The sequence below is a fragment of the Mycolicibacterium llatzerense genome, assembly GCF_025331195.1.
Classification (GTDB): Bacteria; Actinomycetota; Actinomycetes; order Mycobacteriales; family Mycobacteriaceae; genus Mycobacterium; species Mycobacterium llatzerense.
In genome coordinates, this window is record NZ_LXOV01000018.1 from 281,392 (window position 1) to 306,995 (window position 25,604).

The 25,604-nt window shown below is 63.9% G+C and carries 32 protein-coding genes; 17 read left to right on the plus strand and 15 right to left on the minus strand.

All coding sequences use genetic code 11. The features are described from left to right. Positions 1-276 precede the first annotated feature (276 nt). Both A7G45_RS31055 and A7G45_RS31060 read left to right on the plus strand, forming a co-directional pair. A complete protein-coding gene (locus tag A7G45_RS31055; RefSeq protein ID WP_043984721.1) occupies positions 277-699 on the plus strand; it encodes a hypothetical protein in 423 nt (140 codons plus the stop codon). Continuing rightward, positions 696-971, plus strand: a complete 276-nt coding sequence (locus A7G45_RS31060) for a hypothetical protein (RefSeq protein WP_043984720.1) — start codon at positions 696-698, stop codon at positions 969-971. Before A7G45_RS31055 ends, A7G45_RS31060 begins: the two co-directional genes overlap by 4 nt. Before the next feature lie 68 nt (positions 972-1,039). Here A7G45_RS31060 and A7G45_RS31065 read toward each other — a convergent pair whose 3' ends face one another. After that, positions 1,040-1,867: a hypothetical protein gene (locus A7G45_RS31065; protein WP_131630677.1), complete on the minus strand. Its 828-nt coding sequence runs from the start codon at positions 1,865-1,867 to the stop codon at positions 1,040-1,042. Positions 1,868-2,150: 283 nt separating this feature from the next. Here A7G45_RS31065 and A7G45_RS31070 point away from each other — a divergent pair, with 283 nt between their 5' ends. The 4 genes from A7G45_RS31070 (at position 2,151) to A7G45_RS31085 (ending at position 5,358) form a co-directional block, all read left to right on the plus strand. Then, complete coding sequence (locus A7G45_RS31070) at positions 2,151-2,759, plus strand: helix-turn-helix domain-containing protein (protein WP_260943180.1); 609 nt, start codon at positions 2,151-2,153, stop codon at positions 2,757-2,759. Between the two features lie 36 nt (positions 2,760-2,795). Continuing rightward, positions 2,796-3,113 (plus strand): transposase, encoded by a 318-nt coding sequence (locus A7G45_RS31075; RefSeq protein ID WP_260932170.1) that lies wholly within the window; start codon positions 2,796-2,798, stop codon positions 3,111-3,113. After that, positions 3,110-4,003, plus strand: a complete 894-nt coding sequence (locus tag A7G45_RS31080) for an IS3 family transposase (protein ID WP_260932168.1) — start codon at positions 3,110-3,112, stop codon at positions 4,001-4,003. Before A7G45_RS31075 ends, A7G45_RS31080 begins: the two co-directional genes overlap by 4 nt. 164 nt (positions 4,004-4,167) lie before the next feature. Further along, positions 4,168-5,358: a tyrosine-type recombinase/integrase gene (locus tag A7G45_RS31085; protein WP_202813114.1), complete on the plus strand. Its 1,191-nt coding sequence runs from the start codon at positions 4,168-4,170 to the stop codon at positions 5,356-5,358. A 20-nt stretch (positions 5,359-5,378) separates the two neighbouring features. On the opposite strand, the gene ychF is transcribed toward A7G45_RS31085, so the two are convergent. Continuing rightward, positions 5,379-6,452 (minus strand): redox-regulated ATPase YchF, encoded by a 1,074-nt coding sequence (ychF, locus tag A7G45_RS31090; RefSeq protein ID WP_260943183.1) that lies wholly within the window; start codon positions 6,450-6,452, stop codon positions 5,379-5,381. Positions 6,453-6,535: 83 nt separating this feature from the next. Here ychF and A7G45_RS31095 point away from each other — a divergent pair, with 83 nt between their 5' ends. Beyond that, positions 6,536-7,678, plus strand: coding sequence for a DUF6542 domain-containing protein (locus tag A7G45_RS31095; RefSeq protein WP_260943185.1), 1,143 nt, complete (start codon positions 6,536-6,538; stop codon positions 7,676-7,678). 50 nt (positions 7,679-7,728) lie between these two features. Here the strand turns inward: A7G45_RS31095 and A7G45_RS31100 are convergent, their stop codons facing one another. Continuing rightward, on the minus strand, positions 7,729-8,739 hold the full coding sequence (locus A7G45_RS31100) for a 4-hydroxy-3-methylbut-2-enyl diphosphate reductase (RefSeq protein WP_260943187.1): 1,011 nt from the start codon (positions 8,737-8,739) through the stop codon (positions 7,729-7,731). Positions 8,740-8,805: 66 nt separating this feature from the next. On the opposite strand from A7G45_RS31100, the gene A7G45_RS31105 reads away from it, so the two are divergent. The 4 genes from A7G45_RS31105 (at position 8,806) to A7G45_RS31120 (ending at position 11,969) form a co-directional block, all read left to right on the plus strand. Then, on the plus strand, positions 8,806-9,384 hold the full coding sequence (locus A7G45_RS31105) for a lipid droplet-associated protein (RefSeq protein WP_260943189.1): 579 nt from the start codon (positions 8,806-8,808) through the stop codon (positions 9,382-9,384). Positions 9,385-9,388: 4 nt separating this feature from the next. Continuing rightward, positions 9,389-10,621, plus strand: coding sequence for an exodeoxyribonuclease VII large subunit (xseA, locus tag A7G45_RS31110; RefSeq protein ID WP_260943192.1), 1,233 nt, complete (start codon positions 9,389-9,391; stop codon positions 10,619-10,621). After that, positions 10,608-10,820, plus strand: coding sequence for an exodeoxyribonuclease VII small subunit (locus A7G45_RS31115; protein WP_043395723.1), 213 nt, complete (start codon positions 10,608-10,610; stop codon positions 10,818-10,820). The genes xseA and A7G45_RS31115 overlap by 14 nt, the downstream gene beginning before the upstream one ends. Before the next feature lie 63 nt (positions 10,821-10,883). Then, a complete protein-coding gene (locus A7G45_RS31120) occupies positions 10,884-11,969 on the plus strand; it encodes a 3-beta-hydroxysteroid dehydrogenase (RefSeq protein WP_071289037.1) in 1,086 nt (361 codons plus the stop codon). 114 nt (positions 11,970-12,083) lie between these two features. Here A7G45_RS31120 and A7G45_RS31125 read toward each other — a convergent pair whose 3' ends face one another. Together A7G45_RS31125 and A7G45_RS31130 are read right to left on the minus strand one after the other, a co-directional pair. Next, complete coding sequence (locus A7G45_RS31125) at positions 12,084-12,359, minus strand: dsRBD fold-containing protein (RefSeq protein ID WP_043396041.1); 276 nt, start codon at positions 12,357-12,359, stop codon at positions 12,084-12,086. Positions 12,360-12,504: 145 nt separating this feature from the next. Next, a complete protein-coding gene (locus A7G45_RS31130) occupies positions 12,505-12,936 on the minus strand; it encodes a CBS domain-containing protein (protein WP_043984821.1) in 432 nt (143 codons plus the stop codon). Positions 12,937-13,165: 229 nt separating this feature from the next. Between A7G45_RS31130 and A7G45_RS31135 the strand changes: the two genes are divergently transcribed. Genes A7G45_RS31135 through A7G45_RS31145 form a run of 3 tightly spaced genes read left to right on the plus strand, consistent with a single transcriptional unit; the run spans position 13,166 to position 16,485 of the window. After that, positions 13,166-14,719: an arylsulfatase gene (locus A7G45_RS31135; protein WP_260943195.1), complete on the plus strand. Its 1,554-nt coding sequence runs from the start codon at positions 13,166-13,168 to the stop codon at positions 14,717-14,719. Then, positions 14,720-15,613: an HAD family hydrolase gene (locus tag A7G45_RS31140; RefSeq protein WP_260943197.1), complete on the plus strand. Its 894-nt coding sequence runs from the start codon at positions 14,720-14,722 to the stop codon at positions 15,611-15,613. Continuing rightward, the gene (locus A7G45_RS31145) at positions 15,610-16,485 is read left to right on the plus strand and encodes a formylglycine-generating enzyme family protein (RefSeq protein WP_260943199.1); all 876 of its coding nucleotides are present in this window, start codon (positions 15,610-15,612) and stop codon (positions 16,483-16,485) included. Before A7G45_RS31140 ends, A7G45_RS31145 begins: the two co-directional genes overlap by 4 nt. A 10-nt stretch (positions 16,486-16,495) precedes the next feature. Here the strand turns inward: A7G45_RS31145 and A7G45_RS31150 are convergent, their stop codons facing one another. Then, on the minus strand, positions 16,496-17,065 hold the full coding sequence (locus A7G45_RS31150) for a TIGR03086 family metal-binding protein (RefSeq protein WP_260943201.1): 570 nt from the start codon (positions 17,063-17,065) through the stop codon (positions 16,496-16,498). Between the two features lie 93 nt (positions 17,066-17,158). Between A7G45_RS31150 and A7G45_RS31155 the strand changes: the two genes are divergently transcribed. Then, positions 17,159-17,749, plus strand: coding sequence for a CGNR zinc finger domain-containing protein (locus tag A7G45_RS31155; RefSeq protein WP_082762317.1), 591 nt, complete (start codon positions 17,159-17,161; stop codon positions 17,747-17,749). 107 nt (positions 17,750-17,856) lie between these two features. Here A7G45_RS31155 and A7G45_RS31160 read toward each other — a convergent pair whose 3' ends face one another. From A7G45_RS31160 to A7G45_RS31170, 3 genes are all read right to left on the minus strand, one after another. Next, positions 17,857-18,888 carry an NAD-dependent epimerase/dehydratase family protein gene (locus A7G45_RS31160; protein WP_260943361.1) on the minus strand — a complete coding sequence of 344 codons (1,032 nt, stop codon included), beginning with the start codon at positions 18,886-18,888 and terminating at the stop codon, positions 17,857-17,859. Between the two features lie 7 nt (positions 18,889-18,895). Beyond that, positions 18,896-19,135: a hypothetical protein gene (locus A7G45_RS31165; protein ID WP_260943204.1), complete on the minus strand. Its 240-nt coding sequence runs from the start codon at positions 19,133-19,135 to the stop codon at positions 18,896-18,898. A 176-nt stretch (positions 19,136-19,311) separates the two neighbouring features. Then, positions 19,312-19,863 (minus strand): redoxin domain-containing protein, encoded by a 552-nt coding sequence (locus A7G45_RS31170; protein ID WP_260943206.1) that lies wholly within the window; start codon positions 19,861-19,863, stop codon positions 19,312-19,314. Positions 19,864-19,963: 100 nt separating this feature from the next. Here A7G45_RS31170 and A7G45_RS31175 point away from each other — a divergent pair, with 100 nt between their 5' ends. Continuing rightward, positions 19,964-20,590, plus strand: a complete 627-nt coding sequence (locus A7G45_RS31175) for a TetR/AcrR family transcriptional regulator (RefSeq protein ID WP_260943209.1) — start codon at positions 19,964-19,966, stop codon at positions 20,588-20,590. A 16-nt stretch (positions 20,591-20,606) separates the two neighbouring features. Here A7G45_RS31175 and A7G45_RS31180 read toward each other — a convergent pair whose 3' ends face one another. From A7G45_RS31180 to A7G45_RS31200, 5 genes are all read right to left on the minus strand, one after another. After that, complete coding sequence (locus A7G45_RS31180) at positions 20,607-20,846, minus strand: anti-sigma factor family protein (protein WP_260943211.1); 240 nt, start codon at positions 20,844-20,846, stop codon at positions 20,607-20,609. Continuing rightward, positions 20,843-21,478, minus strand: coding sequence for an RNA polymerase sigma factor (locus A7G45_RS31185; RefSeq protein ID WP_260943213.1), 636 nt, complete (start codon positions 21,476-21,478; stop codon positions 20,843-20,845). The genes A7G45_RS31180 and A7G45_RS31185 overlap by 4 nt, the downstream gene beginning before the upstream one ends. 21 nt (positions 21,479-21,499) lie before the next feature. Next, a complete protein-coding gene (locus A7G45_RS31190) occupies positions 21,500-22,216 on the minus strand; it encodes a flavodoxin family protein (RefSeq protein ID WP_377042170.1) in 717 nt (238 codons plus the stop codon). Further along, complete coding sequence (locus A7G45_RS31195) at positions 22,209-22,712, minus strand: YkgB family protein (RefSeq protein WP_260943216.1); 504 nt, start codon at positions 22,710-22,712, stop codon at positions 22,209-22,211. Before A7G45_RS31195 ends, A7G45_RS31190 begins: the two co-directional genes overlap by 8 nt. Positions 22,713-22,882: 170 nt before the next feature. Next, positions 22,883-23,389, minus strand: coding sequence for a hypothetical protein (locus A7G45_RS31200; RefSeq protein WP_260943218.1), 507 nt, complete (start codon positions 23,387-23,389; stop codon positions 22,883-22,885). Between the two features lie 37 nt (positions 23,390-23,426). On the opposite strand from A7G45_RS31200, the gene A7G45_RS31205 reads away from it, so the two are divergent. After that, entirely contained in the window at positions 23,427-24,143 is a 717-nt protein-coding gene (locus tag A7G45_RS31205) for a hypothetical protein (protein ID WP_260943219.1), read from the plus strand. A 40-nt stretch (positions 24,144-24,183) separates the two neighbouring features. On the opposite strand, the gene A7G45_RS32620 is transcribed toward A7G45_RS31205, so the two are convergent. Next, positions 24,184-25,602 (minus strand): GNAT family N-acetyltransferase, encoded by a 1,419-nt coding sequence (locus A7G45_RS32620; RefSeq protein ID WP_308204189.1) that lies wholly within the window; start codon positions 25,600-25,602, stop codon positions 24,184-24,186. Positions 25,603-25,604 lie beyond the last annotated feature (2 nt).

Genomic DNA, 25,604 nt, shown 5'->3' on the forward strand with positions numbered 1-25,604 from the left:
CATAACAACTCAATATGAGACAAGTGTTTTGAACCAACTTCTGAGACAGTGCGAGCTGGCAGTTTCTTGTACACAACCGCTCTCGCTACCGCTGTCTCAATTCTTTAGTTTCGAGACACCGAGTGGGTCGTCGTCCATGGGCGAAACACCGAAGTCATCGCTCCGCCATCCAACCTCGCTTGCGGACCAACCTTGTCGGTCGTCTCAAGAATTGGCGTTCGCACGCTAATCCATCAGTAATGAAATAGGCTGCAAGACACTAGAGGAGGGAGCCGTATGGCGAGCACAACCTCGCGGCGTGGCATCGTCGTCGTTCGGCTAACTTTTTGGGTCACCTTCGGCGTCATCGTCGGATTACTGCCCATAATCATTGTCAGCATCCAGACGGGCATGTCTCATGAGTTCTCTATCGTCGATGTTTTGGGTAAGGGTGAACTTTTTGTCGCAGGCGCTGTGATCGCCGGCGGTGCCATTGGTGAATTGATATCAGCAGGTATCTCACGCGATTACAGTGGAACTCAGACCGGCTTCAAGGTGCTGGCGGTCTTCATTGGCTTCTTCAATCTGTTGGCGCTACTGGCGAATTCCATCGGATATACCGTGCATTCGGATCCATCGACAATCACCGGCACGTCAATAGCGTTCTTCCTCGCGGCGATTGTCCCAAGTGGGGTTACGATGGCGATGGTGGCAGCATGAATGAAATGGCCGCATCTGCGATGGCGACCGGACCGTCGACTCTCGCGTATGTGTTTGCAACTGTGAGCGTGGTCGGCACATCATTGACGACTCTATTGACCTATCTCTGGATGCGGCGTCGAGAGCGCCCCGTTTTTCAAACCACCATAAAGATTATTACTCCGCGGGGCGGCCAGATGGAGTTGGAGATTGATCCGCTCGCAAGCGATGAAGACGTTGCCCAGCGAGTCGTCCAGGCGCTACACAAATCACGGAGCGCGGATAATGTGTGAGTGGCCTAAGGGCAAGCCGGACAGAGTTACGTCGACGCAAGGTGGTCGCCGCAGCCTCAACATCCCATTTAGTCATCCTTGTAGCGCAGCCGGTCCTTTGCCCAGTCTTCGACCCACCTGTTCGTCTCGTCTCTGATCGTCTTCACGTGAGGTGTGGCGAACCATATGACAAAAGCTCCGGCTAGGGTGCCTAGCACCAACACGGGACTCTGGAAATGATCACTGTAGCCAATGACCCCTGCTGTTCCTACCGAGGTGAGCCCCTGTATCAGGTTCGATACCGAAGCAAGTTTCTCGGGCTTTGAGCCATAAATCGGCAACGGAAGCTCAAGCACGACTTCCGTCATCTTAAGGTCGTCTTCATCAGCGACGCTTAGGCCGAACTTAGAAACACTCTGCTTAACGAATATGTCGACCACTTGTCGCTCGAGCTCCGGGCCGAATAAAAAGGGAAGCATGTCGCGAGTCTTTTCAGCGCTATATGTCAACACCGAATTGAGCGCGGGCACGAAGTATTCGAACGAGCCAGACTTACCCAAGCCATAGTTCTCCACCAAGAGCTCGGCGAGCTCGCCATACACGGCACTTAGACGTTCAGCGCGAACGGATTCCAGCCGATCAAGTTCCGAGGCGAGCTGCTGCTCGATCCCTGACGCGTAGCTACTGGTTGACGAAACCAACCGCATGTCGCCATCCAACGCGGCGGCGTATATCCGACTCTTTGCGTCTTCAATGTCATTCCGCAGTTCGTCGACGGCAGCGTAGTCAAATTCAAATTCATTTGATAGCTGCTCAATCAATTCCCGATGATCCCGCTCATCACGCGTAAGTTCGACTGAATTACACCTCAGCTCAATGGGGATCGTGGTGTTCTCCAGCAGCACGGCTGTGGTCATCGACCAGGTCGTAGTCGTTCGATTATCGTGCGATAAAACAGACCCCTGCGTCATCTGCCCTCCGAGATCGATAAACTCGATAACACCAGACCACCTCGCGCTGGCAGGTCCATTTCTACAACCAACGCGGATAGCGTCGAACTTTATCAGGCAGAAGGTGTCGTCGGCCCCCATTCGCCACGCAGGACAGCGCCGTTTCGACTGGCCACAATTGGACATCCGACACCAGTTCAAAGTCCCAGACTTCCGCATGCCCGATGAGTAGCCCATACACACCGAACACGTGACGGGGGTGTATCGAACCTCGAGGACGGTTGCATCGTTACCGCTCGTCAGGCTGCCGCGAACAGGTACACGTTTTCGAAAAATTGCGGGCGAGGCAGATCCACTCCTGACGGCGGGACTTCGTCGGCTCGCCGCTAGGAGCGACCCGCGCACCCGCATCAATCATGAGGTCGAGATGAGTGACGCCCCCTGGTGCGGGAGCGTCGCCGCTGTCGAAGGCCAGCAGCTCGCCAATGAACTGCGTGAGCGACTGCCCAAAGACGCCGCCGAGACCTCAATCAAGGAATTGGCCCTGACCCGACAACACCATGAATCGTGGGAGAAACGATTCGGCGAGGTGGTCCGAAGCTGGCGACAAGACCGGAACTGGTCTCAGGATGAAGTCGCCGAACGCCTGCGGCATCAGGGGTTCGAGATGCACCAAACCACGGTCGCCAAGATCGAACGCGGAGCGCGCCCGTTGCGGGTGGCTGAGGCGGCGGCACTCGCTGAGGTGTTCGAGATGCCGATCATGGCGGTGTTCGAGCTATCACTGCCAGACGACCACACAACTCAGCTTGAGTCGCACCGCATAGAAGGAGGTTCCCCAGTTTCAGTGGACACCTGAGATAGCGGGACGGTGTCCTGCTGGAAGGATGTCGATATGTCGCGGACGCGTCGGTCGTTCACACCGGAGTTCAAGGTGGAGGCTGCTCGTCGGGTGATTGACAGGGGCCGGCCGGTCTCGGAGGTGGCCCGCGAACTGAACCTGCACGAGAGTCTGCTGGGCAAGTGGGTGCGTCAGGAGAGGGTCCGCGACGGGGTGGCCAGCGATGCCCGCCATGGGCCGCCAGAAGGCGATCTGACGGCCCGTGAACGCGCCGAATTGGTGCGGCTGCGTGCGGAACTGGCCGAGAAGGACCGAGATATCGCCTTCTTGAAAAAAGTATCGGCGTACTTTGCGGCACAGCAACATCGGTGAGTCGGTTTGAGCTCATCGCCGCGGAGTGCGCCGACCACGACATCGCCACACTGACCGAGCTCCTCGACGTCTCACGCTCGGGCTATTACGCCTGGGAAGCACGGCAGCGACGCACCGAACCCACGCCGCGGCAGCAGTGGCGCCGCGATCTCGAGGTCAAGATCCTGGCCCACTGGCAAGAATCCCGACGCACTTACGGTTCACCACGGATCACCGCCGACCTGCACGCCGCTGGGGTCTCGGTGTCGGTCAACACCGTCGCGGCGATCATGGCCGAGATGGGCATCGAAGGCATCAGCCCGCGCACCTTCAAGGTCAAAACCACAGTCGTCGACCCGGCGGCGTCTTTCCCACCCGACCGGGTGGGCCGGGTCTTCGATCAAGGCCGCCTCGATGCGGTATGGACCTCCGACATCACCTATCTGACCTGCGGTGAAGGCGATGCCTACCTGTGCGCGATCCGCGACGAGCACTCGCGACGGGTGCTGGGCTGGTCGGTGGCTGACCACATGCGCACTGAGCTCGTCGAGCAGGCGGTGGACGCGGCGGTGTTCACCCGCGGCGGGTCGGTGGCCGGCACCATCTTGCACTCGGACCGGGGCAGTCAATACACCAGTCACGACTTGGCCACAGTCTGCTCCGATCACGGCCTGCGCCGCTCTATGGGGGCCACCGGCATATGTTGGGACAACGCCGGGTCCGAATCACTGTGGTCGACGGTCAAGCACGAGTACTACAAGCGGCATGCCTTCACAACGTATGCGAATCTTGCTGCGGGACTTGACAATTACCTTCGCTACTACAACCATGACAGGCGGCATAGTTCACTGGGAATGATCTCACCTATCGACTTCGAGATCACCGCACGGATCAATCAGCAATCAAGCTAACCGTGTCCACTTTTTCAGGGGAACCCCAGAACTTGAGCAAGCGCGTAAGCGCGTCGATGAAAGTCGAGACACCCTGTACAGCATTGCCCAACACCACGCCTCTTTGTTGGCGGAGGTCGAAAAGATCATCCTGCGCATGAATGACAAAGTCAGCGGGGTGTCCGATGACTCAGAGACGTAACCGGCGCAGCAGCGTCGAGAACCGCTGGACCAAAACAATCCGCGACGCCGACGGCAATGCTCGGTCAGTACCCAGCGCCAACCATGGCAAGGGAAAGCAATGGCGCGCAAGATATGTCGATTCAGAGGGCCGCGAGCACGCAAAAGGGTTCCGTACGAAATCAGAAGGCCAGCAGTGGCTCAACAGCATCGTCGCCGCGCAGGAAACCGGCAACTACATCGACCCCAGGCTGGGCAAGGTCACATTTCACAGCTACTACCGGGAATGGTCGAAGTTGCAGATGTGGGAAACCAGCACGGTGAAAGGCATGAACTTGGCCGTGAACTCGGCAACCTTCGGCAATGTGCCGTTCGCGGATTTGAAGCCATCTCACATCGAGGCATGGGTTAAGTGGATGCGCGAGAAGCCGCTAGAGCCGTCCACGATCAAGACACGCTTCAACTATGTCCGCGCAGTTATCCGGGCGGCAATCGGCGACCGATTCCTCGCCCATGACATCTCCGCCAAGGTGACCCTGCCGCGACGCCCGAAAGCCTCAGAGGCAATGGCGATACCGACACCCACCGAGGTCGGCAAGCTCCTCAGTGAAGCGGAAGACCACTTCGCCGCCTTCGTCGCCCTCTGCGCATTCACGGGCACTCGGTTAGGTGAGGCTGCCGCTCTGCGCGTCGGAGACATCAAGTTCCTCTCCAAGGAAATTCGGATCGAACGCCAGGTCCAGAGAGCCAACGGGGGCGTTGTAGAAATTCGGCCACCCAAGTACGGATCGGTGCGCACGGTTTACGTGCCAGACGAGGTGCTGCACATCTTGAGCGAGCACATTCGCCTGCACCTGCCCGATAGCAGCCCGGACCGATGGATGTTCCCGGGCCAGGGTGAACACCCTCTCCATCAGAACTCGGTTGGTTACCTATGGCGCAAGGCACGGACGGCGGCAGGTGTCGACTACGTGCTCCACGATCTCCGGCACTTCTATGCCTCTGGACTCATCAACGAGAACTGCGACGTGGTGACGGTCCAGGGAGCACTTGGACACTCGTCGGCGACGGTCACGTTGAACACATACGCACACCTGTGGCCTAACGCCAACGACCGGACGCGAAAGGCTGCTGCCAATCTCTTCCAGGCGGCGGTTAACCCTGCTGCGGACGAACTGCGGACGGACAGCCAATAAATGCCCGATGACCTGGCCTTCTACACGTTGAAGCGGAACTCCACCACGTCACCGTCGACCATGACGTAGTCCTTGCCTTCCATCCGGACCTTGCCGGCGGCTTTGGCGGCGGCCATGGACCCGGCTTCGACGAGGTCGTTGAAGGCCACGATCTCGGCCTTGATGAAGCCCTTTTCGAAGTCGGTGTGGATGACGCCGGCTGCGCGGGGTGCGGTGTCGCCCTGGTGGATGGTCCAGGCCCGCGATTCCTTGGGGCCGGCGGTCAGGTAGGTCTGCAGCTTCAGCGTCCGAAAACCGGCGCGCGCCAACGCATCCAGGCCGCGCTCGGTCTGGCCGATGGACTCCAGCAGCTCGGCGGCGGACTCGTCGTCGAGCTCCAGCAGCTCGGCCTCGATCTTGGCGTCCAGGAACACGGCCTCGGCCGGGGCGACCATGGCGGTCAGCTCGGCCTTGCGCGCCTCGTCGGTCAGCACCGACTCGTCAGCGTTGAAGACGTACAGGAACGGCTTGACGGTCATCAGTTTCAGCTCGCGCAGGACGGACCAGTCCTTGCCCGTGGAGAACAGCGTCTTGCCCTCGTCGAAAATCGCCTGGGCGGCCACCACAGCTTCGAGGACCGGCTTGCGGTCCTTGTTGGTGCGGGCTTCCTTCTCCAGCCGCGGCAGCGCCTTTTCCAGCGTCTGCATGTCGGCGAGGATCAGCTCGGTCTCGATGACCTCGATGTCGGACTTGGGGTCGACGCGGCCGTCGACGTGCACGACGTCGTCGTCGGCGAAGGCGCGCACCACCTGACAGATGGCGTCGGCCTCGCGGATGTTGGCCAGGAACTTGTTGCCCAGGCCCGCGCCCTCGGAGGCGCCCTTGACGATGCCGGCGATGTCCACGAACGTGACGGGCGCCGGGACGGTCTTCTCGGAGCCAAAGATTTCGGCGAGCTTGTCGAGCCGCGGGTCGGGCAGCGGCACCACGCCCTCGTTGGGTTCGATCGTTGCAAACGGATAATTAGCCGCGAGCACGTCATTACGTGTCAACGCGTTGAACAGCGTCGACTTTCCGACGTTCGGCAGACCGACGATTCCCAGGTTCAGACCCACGAGTTCACTAGTTTAGGAGACGCCACACCGTCCCAACGCCCGCCTGTAGGCACTAAGGCCCAGATTGCCGGTACGGTCTAGGAGTGTCAGCAGAGCATCATGGGCCCGAAGCCGCCCTCGATCGCCGCTCGGCGCTGCCCAGCATCCCGGGAATCCCCTGGTGGGGAGGCCTTGTGCTGGCGGTCACAGCCACTGCGATCGGGTTCGCCTACGACGCCGGCACCGGTGACAAAGAACTCAGCGCTTTCTTCACGTTCTGCTACGTAGCCGGCTGTGTACTCGCCGTGCTCGGCGTGCGGCGGTCCGGGATTTTCACCGCGGTCATCCAGCCACCGCTGATCCTTTTCGTGGCCGTGCCGGGCGCGTATTTCATGTTCCACAGCGACAAGATCGCCGGCATCAAAGAGCTGCTGATCAATTGCGGGTATCCGCTGATCGAGCGCTTTCCGACGATGTTCTTCACCGCGGCCTCGGTGCTGGTGCTCGGTCTGGTCCGCTGGTTCGTCCTACCGCAGTTCCTGAGCTACGAGGAAGACGACGACGAGGCAGTCGCCGAGGCCAAGCCGCGCCGCGCCCGGCGTCAAGCCGAGGACGAAGACGCCGTCGCACCCGCCGGTCTGGCCGCGACGCTGTCGGCCAAGCTCACCAAGCTGACCACCGGCCAGACGCCCCGCAGTGCCCGGACGCGCGCCACCCCGTCGCGTGGTACGGCGGCAGAGTCGTCCCGCCGCGGTACCGCTGATCCGCAGCGCGCGCCGCGTCCGGCCCGGGCTCGTGCGCACGCCGGCGACACCGAGCTGATCGATCCCGTGCCCGGACAGCTGCGCCGGCCACAGCGGCCGGCCCGTCCCCGCCCGGCCGCCACCGATTCGTATGCCGTTCCCGACGAGCCGCGGCGTCGCCCGCGTCCGGCCGCCGAATCGCGCGAGCCGCGTCGTACCCCGCCACAGGACCGCTATGACTACCGGGAGCCGCGGGAACGGGATCGCTACGAGCGCCCGACGCAACGGCCGTCCGCGTCCGAACCGCGCCGTCGTCGCTACGCCGACGATCCGTACGAGCCCGGCGACCGTTACCAGTCCCCTGCTCGTCCGGCGCGGAGCGCGCCGCCCAGCAGTGCCCACCACCCGGTCTCGCGCGTGCGGTACCGCGGAGCGGACGACGATGCGGCGGCGGAGCCCCTCGCAGAGCGCCGCCCGCGCCGCACCTGGGACGCCGACGCCTGACGGCGTAGCCGCTTGGGTCAGCGCCCGCCCGGACCAGTGCCGGGCTGGGCCTAGTGCCGGGCCGGACGAATCTCGCGCGGCAGCGCGAACACCAGCGTCTCGTTCGCGGTGGTGACGGGCTGCACGGTGTCGTAGCCGAATTCGGCGAGTCGCTCCAGGACGCCGCGCACCAGGATCTCGGGCACCGAGGCGCCGGAGGTGACGCCGACGGTCGTGACGTTCTCCAGCCAGCCCGGGTCGATGTCCTCGGCGTAGTCGACGAGCTTGGCCGCGTTCGAGCCGGCGCCCAGCGCCACCTCGACCAGACGAACCGAGTTCGACGAGTTGCGTGAGCCGACGACGATCACCAGCTCGCACTCCGGGGCCATCGCCTTGACCGCAACCTGGCGGTTCTGGGTGGCGTAGCAGATGTCGTCGCTGGGCGGGTCCTGCAGCGTGGGGAACTTCTCCCGCAGCCGCCGCACGGTCTCCATGGTCTCGTCGACCGACAGGGTGGTCTGGGACAGCCAGATGACCTTGTTCGGATCGCGCACGGTCACCTTGTCGACGGCCTCGGGGTTGTCGACGACCTGCACGTGCTCAGGTGCCTCACCTGCGGTGCCGACGACCTCTTCGTGGCCCTCATGGCCGACGAGCAGGATGTCGTAGTCGTCGCGGGCGAAGCGCTTGGCCTCGTTGTGCACCTTCGTCACCAGCGGGCAGGTGGCGTCGATGGTCCGCAGATTGCGCGCCGCGGCTTCCTCGTGCACCGTCGGCGCGACGCCGTGGGCGGAGAACACCACGATGGCGCCCTCGGGCACCTCTTCGGTCTGCTCGACGAACACCGCCCCGGCCTTGGCCAGGGTGTCCACCACATAGCGGTTGTGCACGATCTCGTGCCGCACGTACACCGGAGCACCGTGCTTCTCCAGCGCCCGCTCGACGGTCTCGACCGCGCGGTCCACGCCCGCGCAGTAACCTCGGGGCTCGGCGAGGAGCACCCGCTTACCGGTTTTGCTCATCGCGGCTCCGGCAACCGAAACGGTGGCGCCGGGAATGCCCATGTTGATGGTCGGTGGCATATGTCGAGGGTACTGCTCAAGGGTGCGTATCACCGCTTCGCCAGAGCCAGCCGTACTCTGGCAAGCATGTCTACTGCGCCCTACGGAGTCCGGCTGCTGGTCGGCGCGGCTGCGACCGCGCTCGAGGAGACCATCCGGCTCCCCCAAACGATCCTCACCTACCCGATGACGCTGGCCAGTCAGCTCGCCCAGCTGGTCATGAAGATGCAGCAGGACCTGGCCGAACTCGTCAACAAGGGTGACGAGACCCTCGAGCAGTGGTTCCCGCCGAAGGACGAGCAGCCGGAATGGGCCACGTTCGACGAAGATCTGCTGGACGCAGCCCCGACTGACGGTGCGGCCGACACCGAGCTGCGCGACGGCGCCCGCCTCACCGAGGGCCGCTTCGCGCTGTACACCGACTCGCCGAAGGCAGCGACCAACGGCTCGGCCACCAACGGTGCCAGCACAACGACTGCGATCGAGCCGGCAATTGTGACCGACCTCGACTACGCGGCCCTGACCCTGGCCCAGCTGCGGGCCCGGCTGCCCCAGCTCAAGGTCGACGACCTCGAGGCGCTGCTCGCCTACGAGAACAACACGAAGTCCCGCGCGCCGTTCCAGACGCTGCTGGCCAACAGGATCACCCGCGCGACCGCGAAGTGATGCGGTGACAGCTGCCGAGATACCGAACTCGGCCGAGAACCCATGGCCGGTCCGGGCGGTATCCACCCGGGTGGCCAAGTACATCGACCGGCTCGGCACCATCTGGATCGAGGGCCAGCTCACCGAGCTGAAGTTGCGGCAGTCGACGGCCTGGATGGTGCTGCGCGACCCGGCCGCGGACATGTCGCTGTCGGTCAGCTGCCCCCGCGCCCTGGTCGACGACGCCCCGGTGCCGCTGTCCGAGGGCACCCAGGTGATCATGCTTGGCAAGCCGCAGTTCTACACCCGCAACGGCTCATTCTCGTTGCGCATCAGCCAGATTCGCGCAGTCGGCATCGGTGAGCTGCTGGCCCGCATCGACCGGCTGCGCCGACTGCTGGACGCCGAGGGCCTGTTCGATCCGCGACTGAAGCGTCCGATTCCGTTCCTGCCCAACACCATTGGCCTGATCACCGGCCGGGCGTCGGCCGCCGAACACGACGTCGTCTCCGTCGCCCAAAGCCGTTGGCCCGCAGTCCACTTCGATATCCGCAACACCGCAGTCCAAGGCACGAACGCGGTGCCGCAGATCGTCGAGGCCCTGCGCGCGCTGGACGCCGAACCGGCCGTCGACGTCATCGTGATCGCCCGCGGCGGCGGCAGCGTCGAGGACCTGCTGCCGTTCTCCGACGAAACCCTGTGCCGCGAGATCGCCGCCTGCACCACCCCGGTGGTCAGCGCCGTCGGGCACGAACCGGACAACCCTCTGTGCGACCTGGTCGCCGACCTGCGGGCGGCCACCCCGACCGATGCGGCCAAACGCGTCGTCCCCGACGCTGCCGCCGAGCAGGCACTGGTGACCGACCTGCGCCGGCGCAGCGCCCAGGCCCTGCGCAATTGGGTGCACCGCGAGACGCGCTTCATCGAACAGTTGCGCGGCCGTCCGGTATTGGCCCAGCCGCTACAGGCACTGGATGCGCGCGGCGAGGAGATCACCCGGGCCGTGACGGCCGCGCGTCGCGACATCCGGCGGCTCATCGCCACCGAAACCAATCACGTGGGCCACCTGTCGGCCCGGCTGGCCACCCTGGGCCCGGCCGCGACGCTGGCCCGCGGTTACGCCGTGGTGCAGAACCTATCGGCGGCCGGCACGGTCCTGCGGTCGGCACAGGATGCCCCGGCGGGAACCAGACTCCGAATCCGAGTGGCCGACGGCGCCGTCACCACCGTGAGCGAAGGAATATATGACGAACATTAGTCAGCTTGGCTACGAAAAGGCCCGCGACGAACTGATCGAGGTTGTCCGCCAACTCGAAGCGGGCGGGCTCGACCTCGATACCTCGCTCCAGCTCTGGGAAAGGGGCGAACAACTGGCAAAACGGTGCGAAGAGCATCTGGCCGGCGCCCGCAAGAAAGTCGAGGATGCGCTCGCCACGGGCGCCGACGACGAAAATTGATCGGTGCGGTAATTTTTGCAGCGCCCTGTTAACTGGAACACGTTTCAGTTATGCTCCTGCACCATGCGTGATGCTTCCCTGACCACAGACCTCGGCCGTGTGCTGGTAACCGGTGGGTCCGGCTTCGTCGGCGCCAACCTGGTGACCGAACTGCTCGACCGCGGCCACCGCGTCCGGTCCTTCGACCGCGCCCCGTCGCCGCTGCCGGAGAACCCGAACCTGGAGACGCAGGTCGGCGACATCACCAACGTTGACGACGTCGACGCCGCGGTCCTGGGCATCGACACGATCATCCACACCGCGGCGATCATCGACCTGATGGGCGGCGCGTCCGTCACCGATGAGTACCGCAACCGCAGCTTCGGCGTGAACGTCGGCGGCACCGAAAACCTGGTGAAGCTGGGCCGGGCCGCGGGCGTCAAGCGGTTCGTCTACACCGCGTCGAACAGCGTCGTGATGGGTGGCCAGGACATCCAGAACGGCGACGAGTCCATGCCGTACACCACGCGCTTCAACGACCTGTACACCGAGACCAAGGTCGCCGCAGAGAAGTTCGTGCTGTCGCAGAACGACATTGAAGGGGACGGGTCAGGCCTACTTACTTGCTCGATCCGGCCCAGTGGCATCTGGGGCCGCGGCGACCAGACCATGTTCAGGAAGGTGTTCGAGAACATCCTCGCCGGCCACGTCAAGGTGCTGGTGGGCAACAAGAACATCAAGCTGGACAACTCCTACGTGCACAACCTGATCCACGGTTTCATCCTGGCGGGCGAGCACCTGGTGCCCGGCGGCACGTCACCCGGACAGGCCTACTTCATCAACGACGGCGAACCGCTCAACATGTTCGAGTTCGCCCGTCCCGTCGTCGCCGCGTGCGGCCGCAAGCTGCCCAACTTCCGCGTCTCTGGCAAGCTCGTGCACCGCGCGATGATGGCCTGGCAGTGGCTGCACTTCAAGTTCGGCCTGCCCGAGCCGCTGATCGAGCCGCTGGCCGTGGAGCGCCTCTACCTGAACAACTACTTCTCGATCGCCAAGGCCAAGCGCGACCTGGGCTACGAGCCGCTGTTCAACACCGAGCAGGCCATGAAGGAATGCATGCCGTACTACGTCGAACTCTTCCGTCAGATGGAAGCAGCCGACACCAAGTAGCGGCCGGCCCGTCACCTTTCCCCGCGAGCAGACGTAAAACTGTCGAATTCTGTTGGAAATACGACAGTTTTGTTGGGGGCACCTCCCGCTTGCGGGGGACTGCTCGCGCTGGTTTCAGCGGTAGAGGTGCACCGGGTGCTGTGTTGATTTCTCGATGTTCGCCGAGGCTGCCAGCAGCAGATCGGTGCCGAGCGCGATGAGTGCCCGGGCCGCCGCGATCTCCTCGCCGACCAACGGCGCACTCGGGTCTTTGGGATTGCGGTAGGCATCCCCCGTCGTCGAGAGCGTGTCGTCGCGGAGCCGGGCGTGCGCGCTGGCGTGGGTGTGGACGTCATCTTCGTAGAACTCGATCTCGACGTGCCACTTGTTGGTCAGATCCTTGTCGTACATGTCGATCACCTTCCCGCTTCAAGCGTGCACCTCGGACCGCCTGATGTCGACAAACAAGGCCCTTCGCGTTGAGTTGCCAGCACACATGCAATTCACGCTCGGCCCGCGCTACCCACGCGTGCGCAGCCGGCTGGAAACGTGGCTACTACGCGGTGAATGCGCGGGGTGCGCAGACCGCCGTGAGGAACTCTGCGATGGCGTGCTCAGACAACTTCCGCACCACATCAGCTTCGGTGACGATGCCAACGAGTCGACGACCTTCGACCACCGGCAGCCGGCGCACCTGGTGCAACGCCATGACGTCCAGCATGTACAGGATGCTGGCGGTGCTGGGAACAAAGTAGACCGGCCCCTGGGCCAGCTCACCGACCAGAGTGGTGGCAGGTTCCTTCCCTGCCGCAAGGCATTTGACGGCGATATCCCGGTCGGTAACCATGCCGCGTAGATGCTCGTCGTCAGCGCAGATCGGCAGTGCGCCGATGCCCAGGTCGCGCATCCGAGTAGCGGCAGCGCTTACCGTTTCATATTCATTGACGCAGATAACGCCACTATGCATGATGTCGCGCGCGTTGGTCATCATTGTGCCCCCCGAGGCTCGGCGATAGAACACGCCCGGTGAATTCTACGCCGGCGTCACGGTTTCGTCCGAAGTTCCTCAGCACCACCAGCCAGATCAAGATCACACCAGAAACGAGCGTCTATACCGCCGGGCAACTGAACGGATGCCAAACCCGCGCCGGAATCCTTGACCCATCCGTAAAGTCGAACGGGCACAGGAAAATCCGTTTCGACCGAGGAGCTCCGCAATGCCCGACGGCAAACCCAACATCCTGGTGATCTGGGGTGACGACATCGGCATCAGCAACCTGAGCTGTTACAGCGACGGGCTGATGGGCTACCGCACCCCGAACATCGACCGCATCGCCGCCGAGGGCATGCGCTTCACCGACTCGTACGGCGAGCAAAGCTGCACCGCCGGCCGGGCGGCGTTCATCAGCGGGCAGAGCGTGTACCGCACCGGAATGAGCAAAGTCGGCATACCTGGCGTCGACATCGGTTGGGCCGCAGAGGATCCCACCATCGCCGAACTGCTCAAGCCGCTGGGCTACGCCACCGGGCAATTCGGCAAAAACCACTTCGGCGATCTGAACAAGTACCTGCCGACCGTGCACGGGTTCGACGAGTTCTACGGCAACCTGTACCACCTCAATGCCGAAGAAGAGCCCGAGCAATACGACTACCCGCACAAGGACCAGTTCCCGCTGCTGTACGAGAAAGCGTTGCCGCGCGGGGTGATGAACTGCAAGGCCACCACCGAGGTCTCGTCCGAGCCGGACGACCCGAAGTTCGGGCCGGTCGGCAAGCAGACCATCGAGGACACCGGGCCGCTCACCGCCAAGCGCATGGAGATCATCGACGACGACATCGCCGACCGCACCGTCGACTACATCAAGCGTCAGCACGATGCGGGCAACCCGTTCTTCGTGTGGTGCAACTTCACCCACATGCACCTCTACACGCATGTGAAGCCGGAGAGTCGCGGGCAGGCCGGGCTGTGGCAGTCCGAGTACCACGACGCGATGATCGACCACGACAAGAACGTCGGCACGGTGTTGGACGTCCTGGACGAACTGGGCATCGCCGACGACACCATCGTCATCTACTCCACCGACAACGGCCCGCACCGCAACACGTGGCCCGACGGCGGCACCACCCCGTTCCGCAGCGAGAAGAACACCAACTGGGAGGGCGCCTTCCGGGTACCCGAGCTGATCCGCTGGCCCGGAAAGATCAAGGCGGGCACCGTTTCCAACGACATCATCCAGCACCACGACTGGCTGCCGACGCTGTTGGCCGCCGCCGGCGACCCCGACATCGTCGAGAAGCTGAAAGTAGGGCACACGGTGAACCTGCGCGGCGCCGACATCACCTACAAAGTCCACATCGACGGGTTCAACCTGCTGCCCTATCTGACCGGCGAGGTCGAGCACAGCCCGCGGCGTGGCTTCTTCTACTTCAACGACGATGCCGAGCTGGTGGCGATGCGCTTCGAGAACTGGAAGATCGTCTTCGCCGAGCAGCGCTGCCAGGGCACGCTGCGGATTTGGGCCGAACCGTTCACACCGCTGCGCGTCCCCAAGCTGTTCAACCTGCGCACCGACCCATACGAGTACGCCGACATCACGTCGAACACGTACTACGAGTGGTTCCTGCGGCGCGACTTCTTCGCGTTCTATGCGACGGCCATGGCCGCGGCGTTCCTCGAGACGTTCAAGGAGTTCCCGCCGCGGCACCCACCGGCCAGCTTCAGCATCGATCAGATCGTCGAGAAGCTCCACCAGTTCTTGGCGGCAGATTAGGTGCTCGAATCATGGAATGACGGCCCGACGAAGGCGGCGCTCGTCGACTTCGTCGGGCGGGTCACCACCGAAGGCCCGGATTACGTTGCGCCGCAGGACCGGATTGCGGTGTTCGACAATGACGGCACGCTGTGGTGCGAGAAGCCGGCCTACATCCAGCTGGACTTCCTGGTGCGCCGGCTGGCCGCGCAGGCCGCCGCCGACCCGGCACTGACGGACCGACAGCCATACGCAGCGGCTGCGTCGGGAGATCTCGCGTGGTTCGGCGCGGCCGTCACCAAGCATTATCAGGGCGACGACAGCGATCTGAAAGTCCTTGGTGCCGGTGTCCTTTCGGCCAACGAAGCAATCAGCGTCGATGACCTCAGCGAGCGGGTGACGGGTTTCTTCGCCGAGGTCCGGCATCCGACGCTGGACCGGCCGTACACCTCATGCGGCTACGTGCCGATGATCGAGCTGCTCCGGTACCTGGAGTCGAACGGGTTCACCTGCTACATCGTCTCCGGCGGTGGACGGGACTTCATGCGGCCCGTCACCGGCAGCATGTACGGCATCCCGCCCGAGCGCGTGATCGGCAGTTCGGTTGCGCTGCAATACAAAGACGGCGACCTGTACACCACCGCCCAGCCCGAATTCCTCGACGACGGACCAGTGAAGCCGGCCCGAATCTGGAGCCGCACCGGGCGCCGTCCGATCTTCGCCGCGGGCAACTCCAACGGCGACATCGAGATGCTCGAATACTCCCACGGCTTCCGGCTGCTGGTGCTGCACGACGACGACGCACGCGAATTCGATTACGTCGCAGGGGCGGAACGGGTGCTGGAGCTGGCGAAGACCGAGGGCTGGACCGTCACGAGCATGCAGTCGGACTGGGCCGAGGTGTTCCCCCGTTGACCCAGGTCTGGATCCCCGGACAGACCACGACGCTGGGTTCGGACGAGCACTACCCCGAAGAGGCCCCGGCCCGCGAGGTCACCATCGCAGGCTTCTGGATTCAGCCGCACCAGGTGACCAATGCGGACTTCGCGGCATTCGTCGAAGACACCGGCTACGTCACCGTCGCCGAACGGCCGCTCAACCCCACCGACTATCCGGGCGCCCCGGCGGAGAATCTGCAACCCGGCTCGATGGTGTTCCGCCGCACCCCCGGCCCCGTCGACCTGCGTCATCTCAGCCAGTGGTGGACGTGGACGCCGGGCGCGTGCTGGAACCACCCGCGCGGCCCGAAGTCGTCGCTGCGGAACCGGGAGCGCCATCCCGTCGTGCATGTGGCATTCGAGGACGCTGCGGCGTACGCCGACTGGGCCGGGCTGGCCCTGCCCACCGAGGCGCAGTGGGAGGTCGCCGCCCGCGGCGGCCTGGCCCGCGCCACTTACACCTGGGGCCCCGAACCCGAGCAGCCCGGGCAGCGGCTGGCCAACTATTGGCACGGCGAGTTCCCGTACCTGCCGGACACCGGCTACGGCCAGACCACGCCGGTGGGCAGCTTCGCGGCCAACGGCTACGGCCTGTTCGACATGGCCGGCAATGTCTGGGAGTGGACCACCGACTTCTACGGCGCCACCCGCGACAGCGGGCCGTGTTGCGCCGCGGGCAGTTACGACCCTGATCAACCGGGGACGCCGGTAGCCCGCCGGGTGATCAAGGGCGGGTCGTTCCTCTGCGCGGACAGTTACTGCCTGCGCTACCGGCCGGCGGCCCGTCGTCCACAAGCCGTGGATACGGGGATGAGTCACATCGGCTTCCGGTGCGTGCGGAACGGGTGAGGTAGCCGAATCAAAGTGGATTGCGGCCGGCGAAGGCGATGACCCGCTGCGTCGGACTGGCGTCGCCACCCAATTCAACCCCCGGACCGAACAAGCCCTGAGGTTGTAGAGCGGGCACAAGTGCTGCACCCACGCCCTCTGCCAGCGCAGCCTCAGCGTCATCGAATTCGACCGTTTGTCCCACAGCGACCGCAAGATCCCAGCTATGGATGAGTGTCGAGTAGGTGATGATGCTGATCGCCTCGGCCGCCGGCATCGATCCGAGCACCGTGGTGACCGGATGCTGCCAGTCACCGATGGTGGCCCACGCACGTTGGGAACGGCCGATCGACTGCTCAGCAACCGCCAACGGGTCCGACCCCAAAATATCAGCGCCACTGAACAATTCCGCTTCCGTCGGCCCGCAGCCGCCATCGACGGCGGCCGCAAAAGCATCGATCGAGGAGATGGTGTGGCTCAGCAGCGACCGCACCGCCCATCCCGCGCACGGGCTCGACAGGTCGAGGTCCGACGCCGTCAACGTCGACACGAGACCGACCAGTCGGGCATCGGCCCCCGAGAGCAATTCAACAGGTCCCATCAAAACGCCACCTAACGTTAGTAGTTGATAGTTACCGTTATTGTTCTACGTGATAGCGCCTAACGTTGTCAACGGAGTGCTACCGTTAATTCGGTGGCAGCCACATCGAGACTGGAGCGCGCGCAGCGCGCCGGTTTTCCCGTGGCAGGAGAGCCATTGGCCGTGGATTTGGCCGACACGATCATCACGGTGACCACTCCGGCCACCGACCTGCTCGCCGACGAAGCGGCCTGCCGACTCTGGTGGGACCTCCAGCGCGACCGCCTGCCGGACACCGCGTCGGCGCCGCCGCTGCGACAGACCATCGAGTTACGCGAGGCCATTCGCGAAATCCTCGACGCCCAGATTGCCGGCACACCGCCGAGCCGTGCCGCAGTAAGTCACGTGAACCAGTCCGCCGCCGGCGTCCTCCGCACGAGGAGGCTGGTGCGCGTCCCCGCTGGATGGGCATCGGAAACCGAATACCACCCGACCACCGACCAGTCGCACCAGCTTGCTGTCGCGCTCGTAGCAGACAGCCTCATCGACTTTCTGGTCGGACCGACGTCACAGCGACTTCGCCGTTGCCAAAACCCTGCGTGCAGTATGCTTTTCGTGGCGCAGGACGCGCGCCGAAAATTCTGCACGCAAAACATCTGCGCCAATCGGATGCGTGCGGCGCGGCACTACCAGCGCCACCACTGACGGCTACCATGCCACCCTGCGTACACTGCGGCCACATTTGAATGCTGCAAGCACCAAGGGTTTTCGGCTGCTATGTTGCACGACGATGCCGACCGTGAGACAGAAGGTCAGTCCCGCAGTGGCGCAAAGGCGAAGTCGCGCAGCCCGTCTCGTGGATGTATTGCCGCAGTGAATCCGAGTTCCTGTGTGGCGCATACGGGATCGGCAACGATATGCCGGACGTCGCCGCTGCGATACTGACCGGTGACCTTGGGCGGCGGAGCGTTGCGGGCAACGCACAGCTGCTCAGCCACTTCACGAATCGCGATCGGGTGTCCGGAACACACATTGAACGCTGTGAAGCCGCCGTGGTCGTATGTCGTCGCGGCGACGTTGGCCGCGGCCACGTCGTCAACATGGACGAAGTCGCGCATCTGTCCACCGTCTTCGTAAACGTCTGGGACGGAACCATTTTCCAAGGCCGAGCGGAAGATGGCCGCCACCCCGGAGTACGGCGTATCCCGGGGCATCCCCGTGCCGTAAACATTGTGGTAGCGCAATGCGACCACCGACCCGCCCACCGCATCAGCCCAGGCCAGCGCATAGTGCTCCTGCGCCGCCTTACTTGCCGCGTAGAGGCTGCGCGGCCGCAGCGGGGCGTCCTCGCCCACCGTGCACCAATGCAACTCTTCGCCACCCCACGGACAGCGGTGCTCGAATGTGCCCGCGTCCAGGTCCTCCCGGCGGCGCGGCAACGGCTCAACCAGACCGTGTTGCGCACATTCGTAGCGCCCCTGGCCGTAGACCACCATCGACGACGCCAGCACCAGACGCCGGCAGCCCGCGGCGTACATCTGGGCCAGTAGCACCGTCGTGCCGAAGTCATTGTGACTGCCGTAGGACGGTGCGTCGGCGGCATTGACGCCCACGCCGACCACGGCAGCCTGGTGGCAGACCATGTCGATGCCCTTGAGCAGCCCGGCCAATGCCTCGGCATCGCGTACGTCCTGTATCCGGCAGCCATCGGGCGGCAGGGCACCGTCGCCATGCGCAGCGCTGAGCATGGCGTCAATGGCGACAACCTCGTGCCCGGCGGCGGTCAACGCTTTCCAGATGCGCGAACCGATGAAACCGGCGGCGCCGGTCAGGAGTACCCGCACGGCGCTGTCAGCAGCCGTCCGGGCAGACGACATCAACGAGGGCAGACGCGGCTCCGCCGTCCAGCTTTCGAACATTGCTCACCGAGCACGCGGTGAGCGGAGCCGTCGGCGTCTGGTTGATCTGCACGAGATAGCCTTCCGCTCGCAGATCGTTGATCACCGCGTCCGCCGGCGCGGCCGCTGCGACCGGAGCGAACGCCACCATCGCAAGAGCGGCTGCACCCACGCCCATGATCACTGACTTCATCACAGCACTCTTTCGTCGTCTTCCAATAGAATTCGTGTGCAACAACGCGGTCCTCACCGGCGAGAACCGCCCGCCCACGGCGTCAATACCACTGTAATGCAGTAACTTTCGTGAGATTCTTACCGATTGGTGACCATCCCGACGAGTACCCGGCCGGGCTGCGATCCCGCTGTCGATCAAGCGCCCGCGCCGCCGGCAACCGCCCTCACCGCAGCGAGAATGTCATCGATCGGCGGGATGTCGGCCGCAGTGACGGCGTGATGGGCGTAAACAATGCGTCCGTCACGGTCCACGACGAAGGTGCCGCGGCCCTGCAGAATATCCGACGTAACCTTGCCTGCGCGGCTACCCGAGCGCAGCACGCGGATCAGGCGCATCGGAGAGAACATGGCATACCGCCCGATCGAAAAGCGCTCGAGTTCAGTGGCACGCTCGAGCTCCTGCCGCGGGTCACTGAGGCAGTCGGCGGTGAGGCCGCGCTGCGCACAGGACGTGCACACTGTGTCGATGTCATCGCGATAGACGATGGCCACGCGGGCGCCTGCCGCCGCAAGTTGCTCGGCGGCCTGTTCGAGGTCGCGGGCAGCCTGTTGACAGAACGGGCACCACAACCGGTGAAACGCCACCACGGCAGGTCCCGTCGCAATCAACTCCGCGACCGTGACGTCCCCGTCCGCCGATATCACGGCGATATCGACCGGAAAACGTTCTCCGACAAAAAGATTCACTGCGCCCTCCGAACGAATGTCAAGTGAATGACTGGCGGCAGCCACACTCAAGCTTTCTGTACTCTACAGTACAACGTTGATCGCTTGATACCGTCATCGAGTGATCACCGAGCCGACGACCGACCGTGGCCGCGCGACGGTGGCCCGGATATTGGAGGCGGCATGTGTCTTGTTCGCCCGTCAAGGAGTACGGGCGACGACGCTGGATGAGATCGGCGGCGCCGCCGGTGCCGGGCGTAGCCAGCTGTACCACTTTTTCGCCGACAAGGCGGACTTGGTTTCCGACGTGGTCCGGTTCCAGGTCGACCGGGTGCTGTCCGCGGTCGAGCCGTCATTCGACAACGTCAACACAGCCGCCGATCTCCGCGCCTGGTGCACCGACGCACTCCGCGCACACACGTCTTCTGACGATCCCATCCGCTGCCCCATCGGATCGCTGGTCTACGAACTCGACCGCTCCGCCGATGGCCCGGCCCGCGCGGCGCTCAGGGCCGGGTTCGGCCGCTGGGAACAGGTCATCGCCGACGCCTTCCAACGGGTCGCCGTCGATGGCGGATTGCTTCCCGGCACCGATCCAGCTGTCCTGGCTGCTGGTCTACTCGCCGCCTATCAGGGCGGCATGTTGCTGGCGGACGTCAGTGGCGATGTCGCACCGCTGCAACACGCGCTGGATACGGCATTGGCAGCCGCCCTGGGGCCGCCGCCGAAACGAAGGCGATCCCGGTAGCACCGGTCCTACACCCTCAGCGCCAGTTGCGAAATGCGTCGATGAGCCGATGCCGGAACTCCGGGTCAAGTTCGTCGGTGCCGATCTTGCCGACGGTGGCGACGGTGCTGCGGAACTGCTGGAGGTAGTTTTCGCAGCCGTCGCATTCGAGCAGGTGCATGTCAAAGCGTGCCCGGTCCTCCAGATCAAGGCTGCCGTCGAGGTAGGCAGTCACCAACTCGACAAGCTCGTTGCAGTCCATCGGGTTGGTGGTCATGCGGTATCCCTCAAATAGTCCTCGAGCACCTGCCGGACGGCGGCTCGGCCTCGGTGGAGCAAGACGCGCTGATTGGCAGCGCTGATCTCGAGCAGTTCGCAGACTTCGTCGGAGTCCAATCCCAGCATGTCACGCATCGTCACCACGACGCGCTGGCGTTCGGGAAGATTGTCGAGTCCCCGTCGCGCCACCATGATCAATTCCTTGCCGAGGACCGAACCCTCAGGGGTGTCCGGAAACGGGGCCGGCACTGCGGTCGGCAGCCAATGGCCGGGATGCGGGTCGTCGGTGCCGCGAAAGCGGGCCGGGTCGACGGTGCCACCAGTGAACGCCGTCACCGCCAGATCGGCATCCCGCCGCTCACGGATACCCCGGTTCTTGGCGATATTGATCAGAATCGCGAAAAGCCAAGTACGCAACGACGACCTGCCCTCGAACGAACCGATCCCCTTGAGCAACGCGATCCAGGTGTCTTGCACGACGTCTTCGGCGATCTCACGGGAGGGTACGTAACCCTGTGCGACCCGTAGCAGCGCCGGTGTATGCCGGTCCACGAGTTCGGCGAAAGCCGACTCGTCGCCGCGTTGCAACGCGGCGACGAGCGCACCTTCGTCACCTGCGATCCTGGTCATGATGACCGGGAGCATAGTCGCTCAGCGGTACTCCGGATTGGTGAAGTCGTACCGGCAACCGGCGTCCCATCCTGATCGCACATTGCCGTAGGCGGGGATGCCGCCGCCGGCGCGCAGCATCCGTGCCAGGTGCATCAGGTTCCACGTCATGAACGTGGTGTTGCGGTTGGTGAAGTCGTTCTCCGGCCCGCCCGAGCCCGGGTCCAGATAGGACGGGCCCGGACCCGCTTCACCGATCCAGCCGGCGTCGGCCTGCGGCGGAATGGTGTACCCGATGTGTTGCAAGGTGTAGAGCACGTTCTGCGCGCAGTGCTTGACACCGTCCTCGTTGCCGGTGATCAGGCAACCGCCGACCCGTCCGTAGTAGAGGTACTGCCCGGCGTGGTTGAGCAGATGCGAGCCGCCATAGAGCCGTTCGTGTACTTGCTTCATCACAGAACTGTTGTCGCCCAACCAGATCGGGCCGGCGAGCACCAGAATGTCAGCGGCCAGCACCTTGTCGAAGATCGCCGGCCAGTCGTCGGTCGCCCACCCGTGCTCGCGCATGTCGGGCCACACGCCGGTGGCGATGTCGTGGTCGACGGCGCGCACCACCTCGACGGCGACTCCGTTGGCTGACATGATGCGACTGCTGATGTCGATGAGACCATCGGTGTTGCTCACCTCGGGCGACCTCTTGAGTGTGCAATTGATGAACAACGCACGCAGACCTTCGAAGCCGACAGGGTTGTCAGGCACGTTCGCCCTCCCGCCCGGCATGCAGCGCGTCGGCCAGTGTCCAGGCCGCAAGGCCAAGCAGTGCAACGTCTTTGATCAGGAACTGGCCCGTCATCGACAGCGCCGGGAAGCCGCCGGCCGCCGACTCGCCGATCCCGGGCGTGGTGAACAGGAAACTGATGGTCGCAACGAACAGCCCGACCGCGACCAGGCTGCCGACAGCCGACACCTTCGGCCACCACGGCTTGACGGCAAGCAACACCGCAGTGCCAACCTCGAGCACGCCGAGCAGCGACGAGAACGTCGTCACGGAGAAGATGTCGTACAGCCAGCTCATGAACGGGCTGTGCGCGACGAGCGGCTGAATACCTTGCGCCTCATACGAAGTGAATTTCAGTAAGCCGATCCACCCGATCACGATGACAAGCCCGTAGCGAGCGAGATGGCCGGCGATTCGACTCACTATGGCCTCTGTTGTCGATGATTCAACCCGGGCCCGAATGTTCGTCGCGGTCATTGGTTTACCTCTTTCGGCTGTCTCGCGGCGGCCTGCCCGCCGACGATCACAGAACTGAGTGGGTCGCCGGCGCCCGAACGTTACGGCTGCCCGACTTCTGGCCGCGCGTACTACGGGCGTGTGGGCCGCAGGACAGGCACATCCGGCGGCCCACACGTAACGCTGGCGTCCTAGAACGCCATATCTCCGGTAACGCGAACCGCTTTCATCATCGAGCCACCCATCGGCATCGACCACGTCCCGTATGCCATCGGCGGCGCCTGATGGAGTTGCCGGTCGAGCCGCATCTGGCGGACGCTGTCCTTGAATGCCTGACTACGTGCCATGACCGCATCGGTCACCTTGTGATTACCGGGAGCACTGTTGTCCATGACCCCGGTCATCGTGTGGTCCGGACGCACTACCCAGCTGGCACGTGCGCCGTCGTGGGTTGCGGTGTACAACCCTGCGGGAGCCGCCACCGACGACGCGGTGAATTTCACCGACGCCACCCGGGGCTCGTTCATCGTCACCTCGCCGGTCAGCCTGCCGCCGTCGAACGATGCCTTCAGATTGTCGCCATACATGGACATCAGATCCATACGGCCGTCCTTTTGAGTGCCGAAAAAGTAGGCCTCGTCGTTGCTGCCGTTGGTTGCGTACGCCACCACATTTGCGCCCTCAACGGCGACAGCCATCGCCATAGTGTCGCCCCGCTCCTCGTGGACATCGGCCATGAACGTCACGGAGGCCGGCATCGCGGCGGGTGCGCCAGTAGATGCGGGCCGTTCCGTGGCACCGGTCGAACACGCGGTAATAAGTCCCAGCGCGACGATCGCGGACGATCCTGCGCGTAATGCACTGATGCGCTTTGCCATATTTGTTGAGCCTTTCGTTCGGCTGGCCGCCAAGAGCGGCGACGTGAATCAGCTGTCGGTGGGTGTGGCCCGACGGCCCGGTCGTTACGGGGAAAGTCCGCCGGCAACCGCGCGTCACAAAATCGTCAGAAAGTCCCGTCGCGCGGCGATCCGTAACGGAGTGGGCCTTCGCCAACACTCAATCGGCGAATGGGCCACGACCCCAACAACCAAACGAGGAGCGCACATCATGAGCAACACCGTCACACCGAGCTTGGGCAAAGCCGCCCGCTGGACCGTCATCGCCGGCGCCGCCGTAGCCTTCGCGGCCGCGCCGAACGCCTCGGCCAACCCACCGATCCTGCCCACACCCGGCGACGGACCTGCCAGCACCGCTGTCCAGGAGTTGCAATCCGCGGGCTACAACGTCTCGTTCAACTGGCTCGAAGGGCACCCCAACGTCCCGTTGTCCGAATGCAAGGTCACCAGCATCTCCGGCCTGCGCGTAACGATGCAGGCAGACGGCATGACACTCATGGAACCCGCGCGGTTCGACACCGCCTACGTCGATATCACCTGCCCGAACGCAAAATAGGTCTCACGCGGCGCAGCATGCCGGCCGGCATGCTGCGCCGCTACAACACGCGCTCGAACCACACCTGGTCGCGCACGGCAATCCCGTGTGATGCCGTGCCGGCCGGGTAGCCCGAGTGCGGGCCGAAGGCGTCATACACTACGCGACCGAGCCGGAATCCGCAGCGCTGGTAGAAACGTAGATTGCCAATATCTGCTGTCGCAGTGGCCAATTGGACTCGTCGGGCACCGCCGGCGCGGGCGTCATCGATCACCTGCTCGAGCAGGCGGCGCCCGACGCCGGCACCGCGGTGCGGCACAGCGACGGCCATGTTGGCCACCTCCCATGTTTCGCCGTGATCACTCACGATGACTTGGATGTGTCCGACGACTTCGACCGATCCGCGCATGGCGACCCATACGCGCCCTGCACCGACGTAGCCGTCAAGTTTGCGCTCGGAATCTTCGGCCAGCCGGAACAGATCGATGAGAGCCCGCCGGTCTCCGCCGAACGGCACGATCCTCACCGGCTCTGCAAAATCCGTGCCTGCGGTTTCACTGCTGACGCACGTTCCCTGCGCAGACACCAACTTCCAAGTACCGCTCCCATTTTCACCGCAGCCTGACGCCTGGATCGAGCCGTCAACCGGCTTTATCAACATGGCGCGGGTGTACAACAGTTGGAAGCCGCGACGTTGTGCGTTCTCTTGCGATTTGGAGCCGGGCGCCGTGGTGATCACAGCGATATCGCAACCGGCTTCCGCGGCATCGGCCAGGCGTCGTGCCAATAGGGCGTTCTGTATTCCGCGGCGACGATACGCGGGAGCGGTTGCTGCACCGGTGAATTGAGCAATGCCGTCGGTCACCATCATGCTCGCGCCACCGGCAATCACGCCGTCACACAAACCGATGTACATCGTGGCGCCGGCATCGTAGAAGTCGCGTTCGTCCCGCTCGATGACATCGTCGGAGAATTGCTCATGGAAACCCACACCCTCGTCGTCAGGATGAGCCGTGCCAGCTACCACGACATCTACCCAGGCATCGAATTCTTCTGGGCTGCATACCCGTACGTCGATCCCCGGTGAGGTCGCCACCGGTGGCACACGGTCAAGGCGCCGACCGAGGACGCACTCGTTTGCGACGAGCTGATAACCGCGGCGCGACAGCAGTAACGCGACCTCGCGGTCGGCGAGACTGGAAAGTTCTATCTGCGTGGGCGTTTCGCGTATCGCATATTCCAGCTCGATAGCGGCGAGAGCTGCCGGGTCCAGTGCACCATCGAAACCCAGTCCGACCACTTTGTTCATCGGTGAGCCAGGTTCAGCGAAACATGCCATTCCGCCACCCAGCGGAGTGGCGAATCCCGATCTGTCGCGCTGCCGGGCGGGTGCACTCGCGAGTGCAATGAGCTGCGCCTCAGCGTGTTCGATTCGGCCGGCCAGAGACGTACTGCAGAACAATGATGTGTTGCCGTCCATGG

What these genes read in the sequence shown, in the direction of transcription:
- A7G45_RS31055 (WP_043984721.1), top strand. Translation starts at nt 277, where the DNA reads ATGGCGAGCACAACCTCGCGGCGTGGCATCGTCGTCGTTCGGCTAACT.
- A7G45_RS31060 (WP_043984720.1), top strand. Translation starts at nt 696, where the DNA reads ATGAATGAAATGGCCGCATCTGCGATGGCGACCGGACCGTCGACTCTC.
- A7G45_RS31065 (WP_131630677.1), bottom strand. Translation starts at nt 1,867, where the DNA reads ATGACCACAGCCGTGCTGCTGGAGAACACCACGATCCCCATTGAGCTG.
- A7G45_RS31075 (WP_260932170.1), top strand. Translation starts at nt 2,796, where the DNA reads ATGTCGCGGACGCGTCGGTCGTTCACACCGGAGTTCAAGGTGGAGGCT.
- A7G45_RS31085 (WP_202813114.1), top strand. Translation starts at nt 4,168, where the DNA reads ATGACTCAGAGACGTAACCGGCGCAGCAGCGTCGAGAACCGCTGGACC.
- A7G45_RS31100 (WP_260943187.1), bottom strand. Translation starts at nt 8,739, where the DNA reads ATGCCACCGACCATCAACATGGGCATTCCCGGCGCCACCGTTTCGGTT.
- A7G45_RS31105 (WP_260943189.1), top strand. Translation starts at nt 8,806, where the DNA reads ATGTCTACTGCGCCCTACGGAGTCCGGCTGCTGGTCGGCGCGGCTGCG.
- A7G45_RS31115 (WP_043395723.1), top strand. Translation starts at nt 10,608, where the DNA reads ATGACGAACATTAGTCAGCTTGGCTACGAAAAGGCCCGCGACGAACTG.
- A7G45_RS31120 (WP_071289037.1), top strand. Translation starts at nt 10,884, where the DNA reads ATGCGTGATGCTTCCCTGACCACAGACCTCGGCCGTGTGCTGGTAACC.
- A7G45_RS31125 (WP_043396041.1), bottom strand. Translation starts at nt 12,359, where the DNA reads ATGTACGACAAGGATCTGACCAACAAGTGGCACGTCGAGATCGAGTTC.
- A7G45_RS31130 (WP_043984821.1), bottom strand. Translation starts at nt 12,936, where the DNA reads ATGACCAACGCGCGCGACATCATGCATAGTGGCGTTATCTGCGTCAAT.
- A7G45_RS31135 (WP_260943195.1), top strand. Translation starts at nt 13,166, where the DNA reads ATGCCCGACGGCAAACCCAACATCCTGGTGATCTGGGGTGACGACATC.
- A7G45_RS31150 (WP_260943201.1), bottom strand. Translation starts at nt 17,065, where the DNA reads ATGGGACCTGTTGAATTGCTCTCGGGGGCCGATGCCCGACTGGTCGGT.
- A7G45_RS31165 (WP_260943204.1), bottom strand. Translation starts at nt 19,135, where the DNA reads ATGAAGTCAGTGATCATGGGCGTGGGTGCAGCCGCTCTTGCGATGGTG.
- A7G45_RS31180 (WP_260943211.1), bottom strand. Translation starts at nt 20,846, where the DNA reads ATGACCACCAACCCGATGGACTGCAACGAGCTTGTCGAGTTGGTGACT.
- A7G45_RS31185 (WP_260943213.1), bottom strand. Translation starts at nt 21,478, where the DNA reads ATGACCAGGATCGCAGGTGACGAAGGTGCGCTCGTCGCCGCGTTGCAA.
- A7G45_RS31195 (WP_260943216.1), bottom strand. Translation starts at nt 22,712, where the DNA reads ATGACCGCGACGAACATTCGGGCCCGGGTTGAATCATCGACAACAGAG.
- A7G45_RS31200 (WP_260943218.1), bottom strand. Translation starts at nt 23,389, where the DNA reads ATGGCTGTCGCCGTTGAGGGCGCAAATGTGGTGGCGTACGCAACCAAC.
- A7G45_RS31205 (WP_260943219.1), top strand. Translation starts at nt 23,427, where the DNA reads ATGAACGTCACGGAGGCCGGCATCGCGGCGGGTGCGCCAGTAGATGCG.
- A7G45_RS32620 (WP_308204189.1), bottom strand. Translation starts at nt 25,602, where the DNA reads ATGGACGGCAACACATCATTGTTCTGCAGTACGTCTCTGGCCGGCCGA.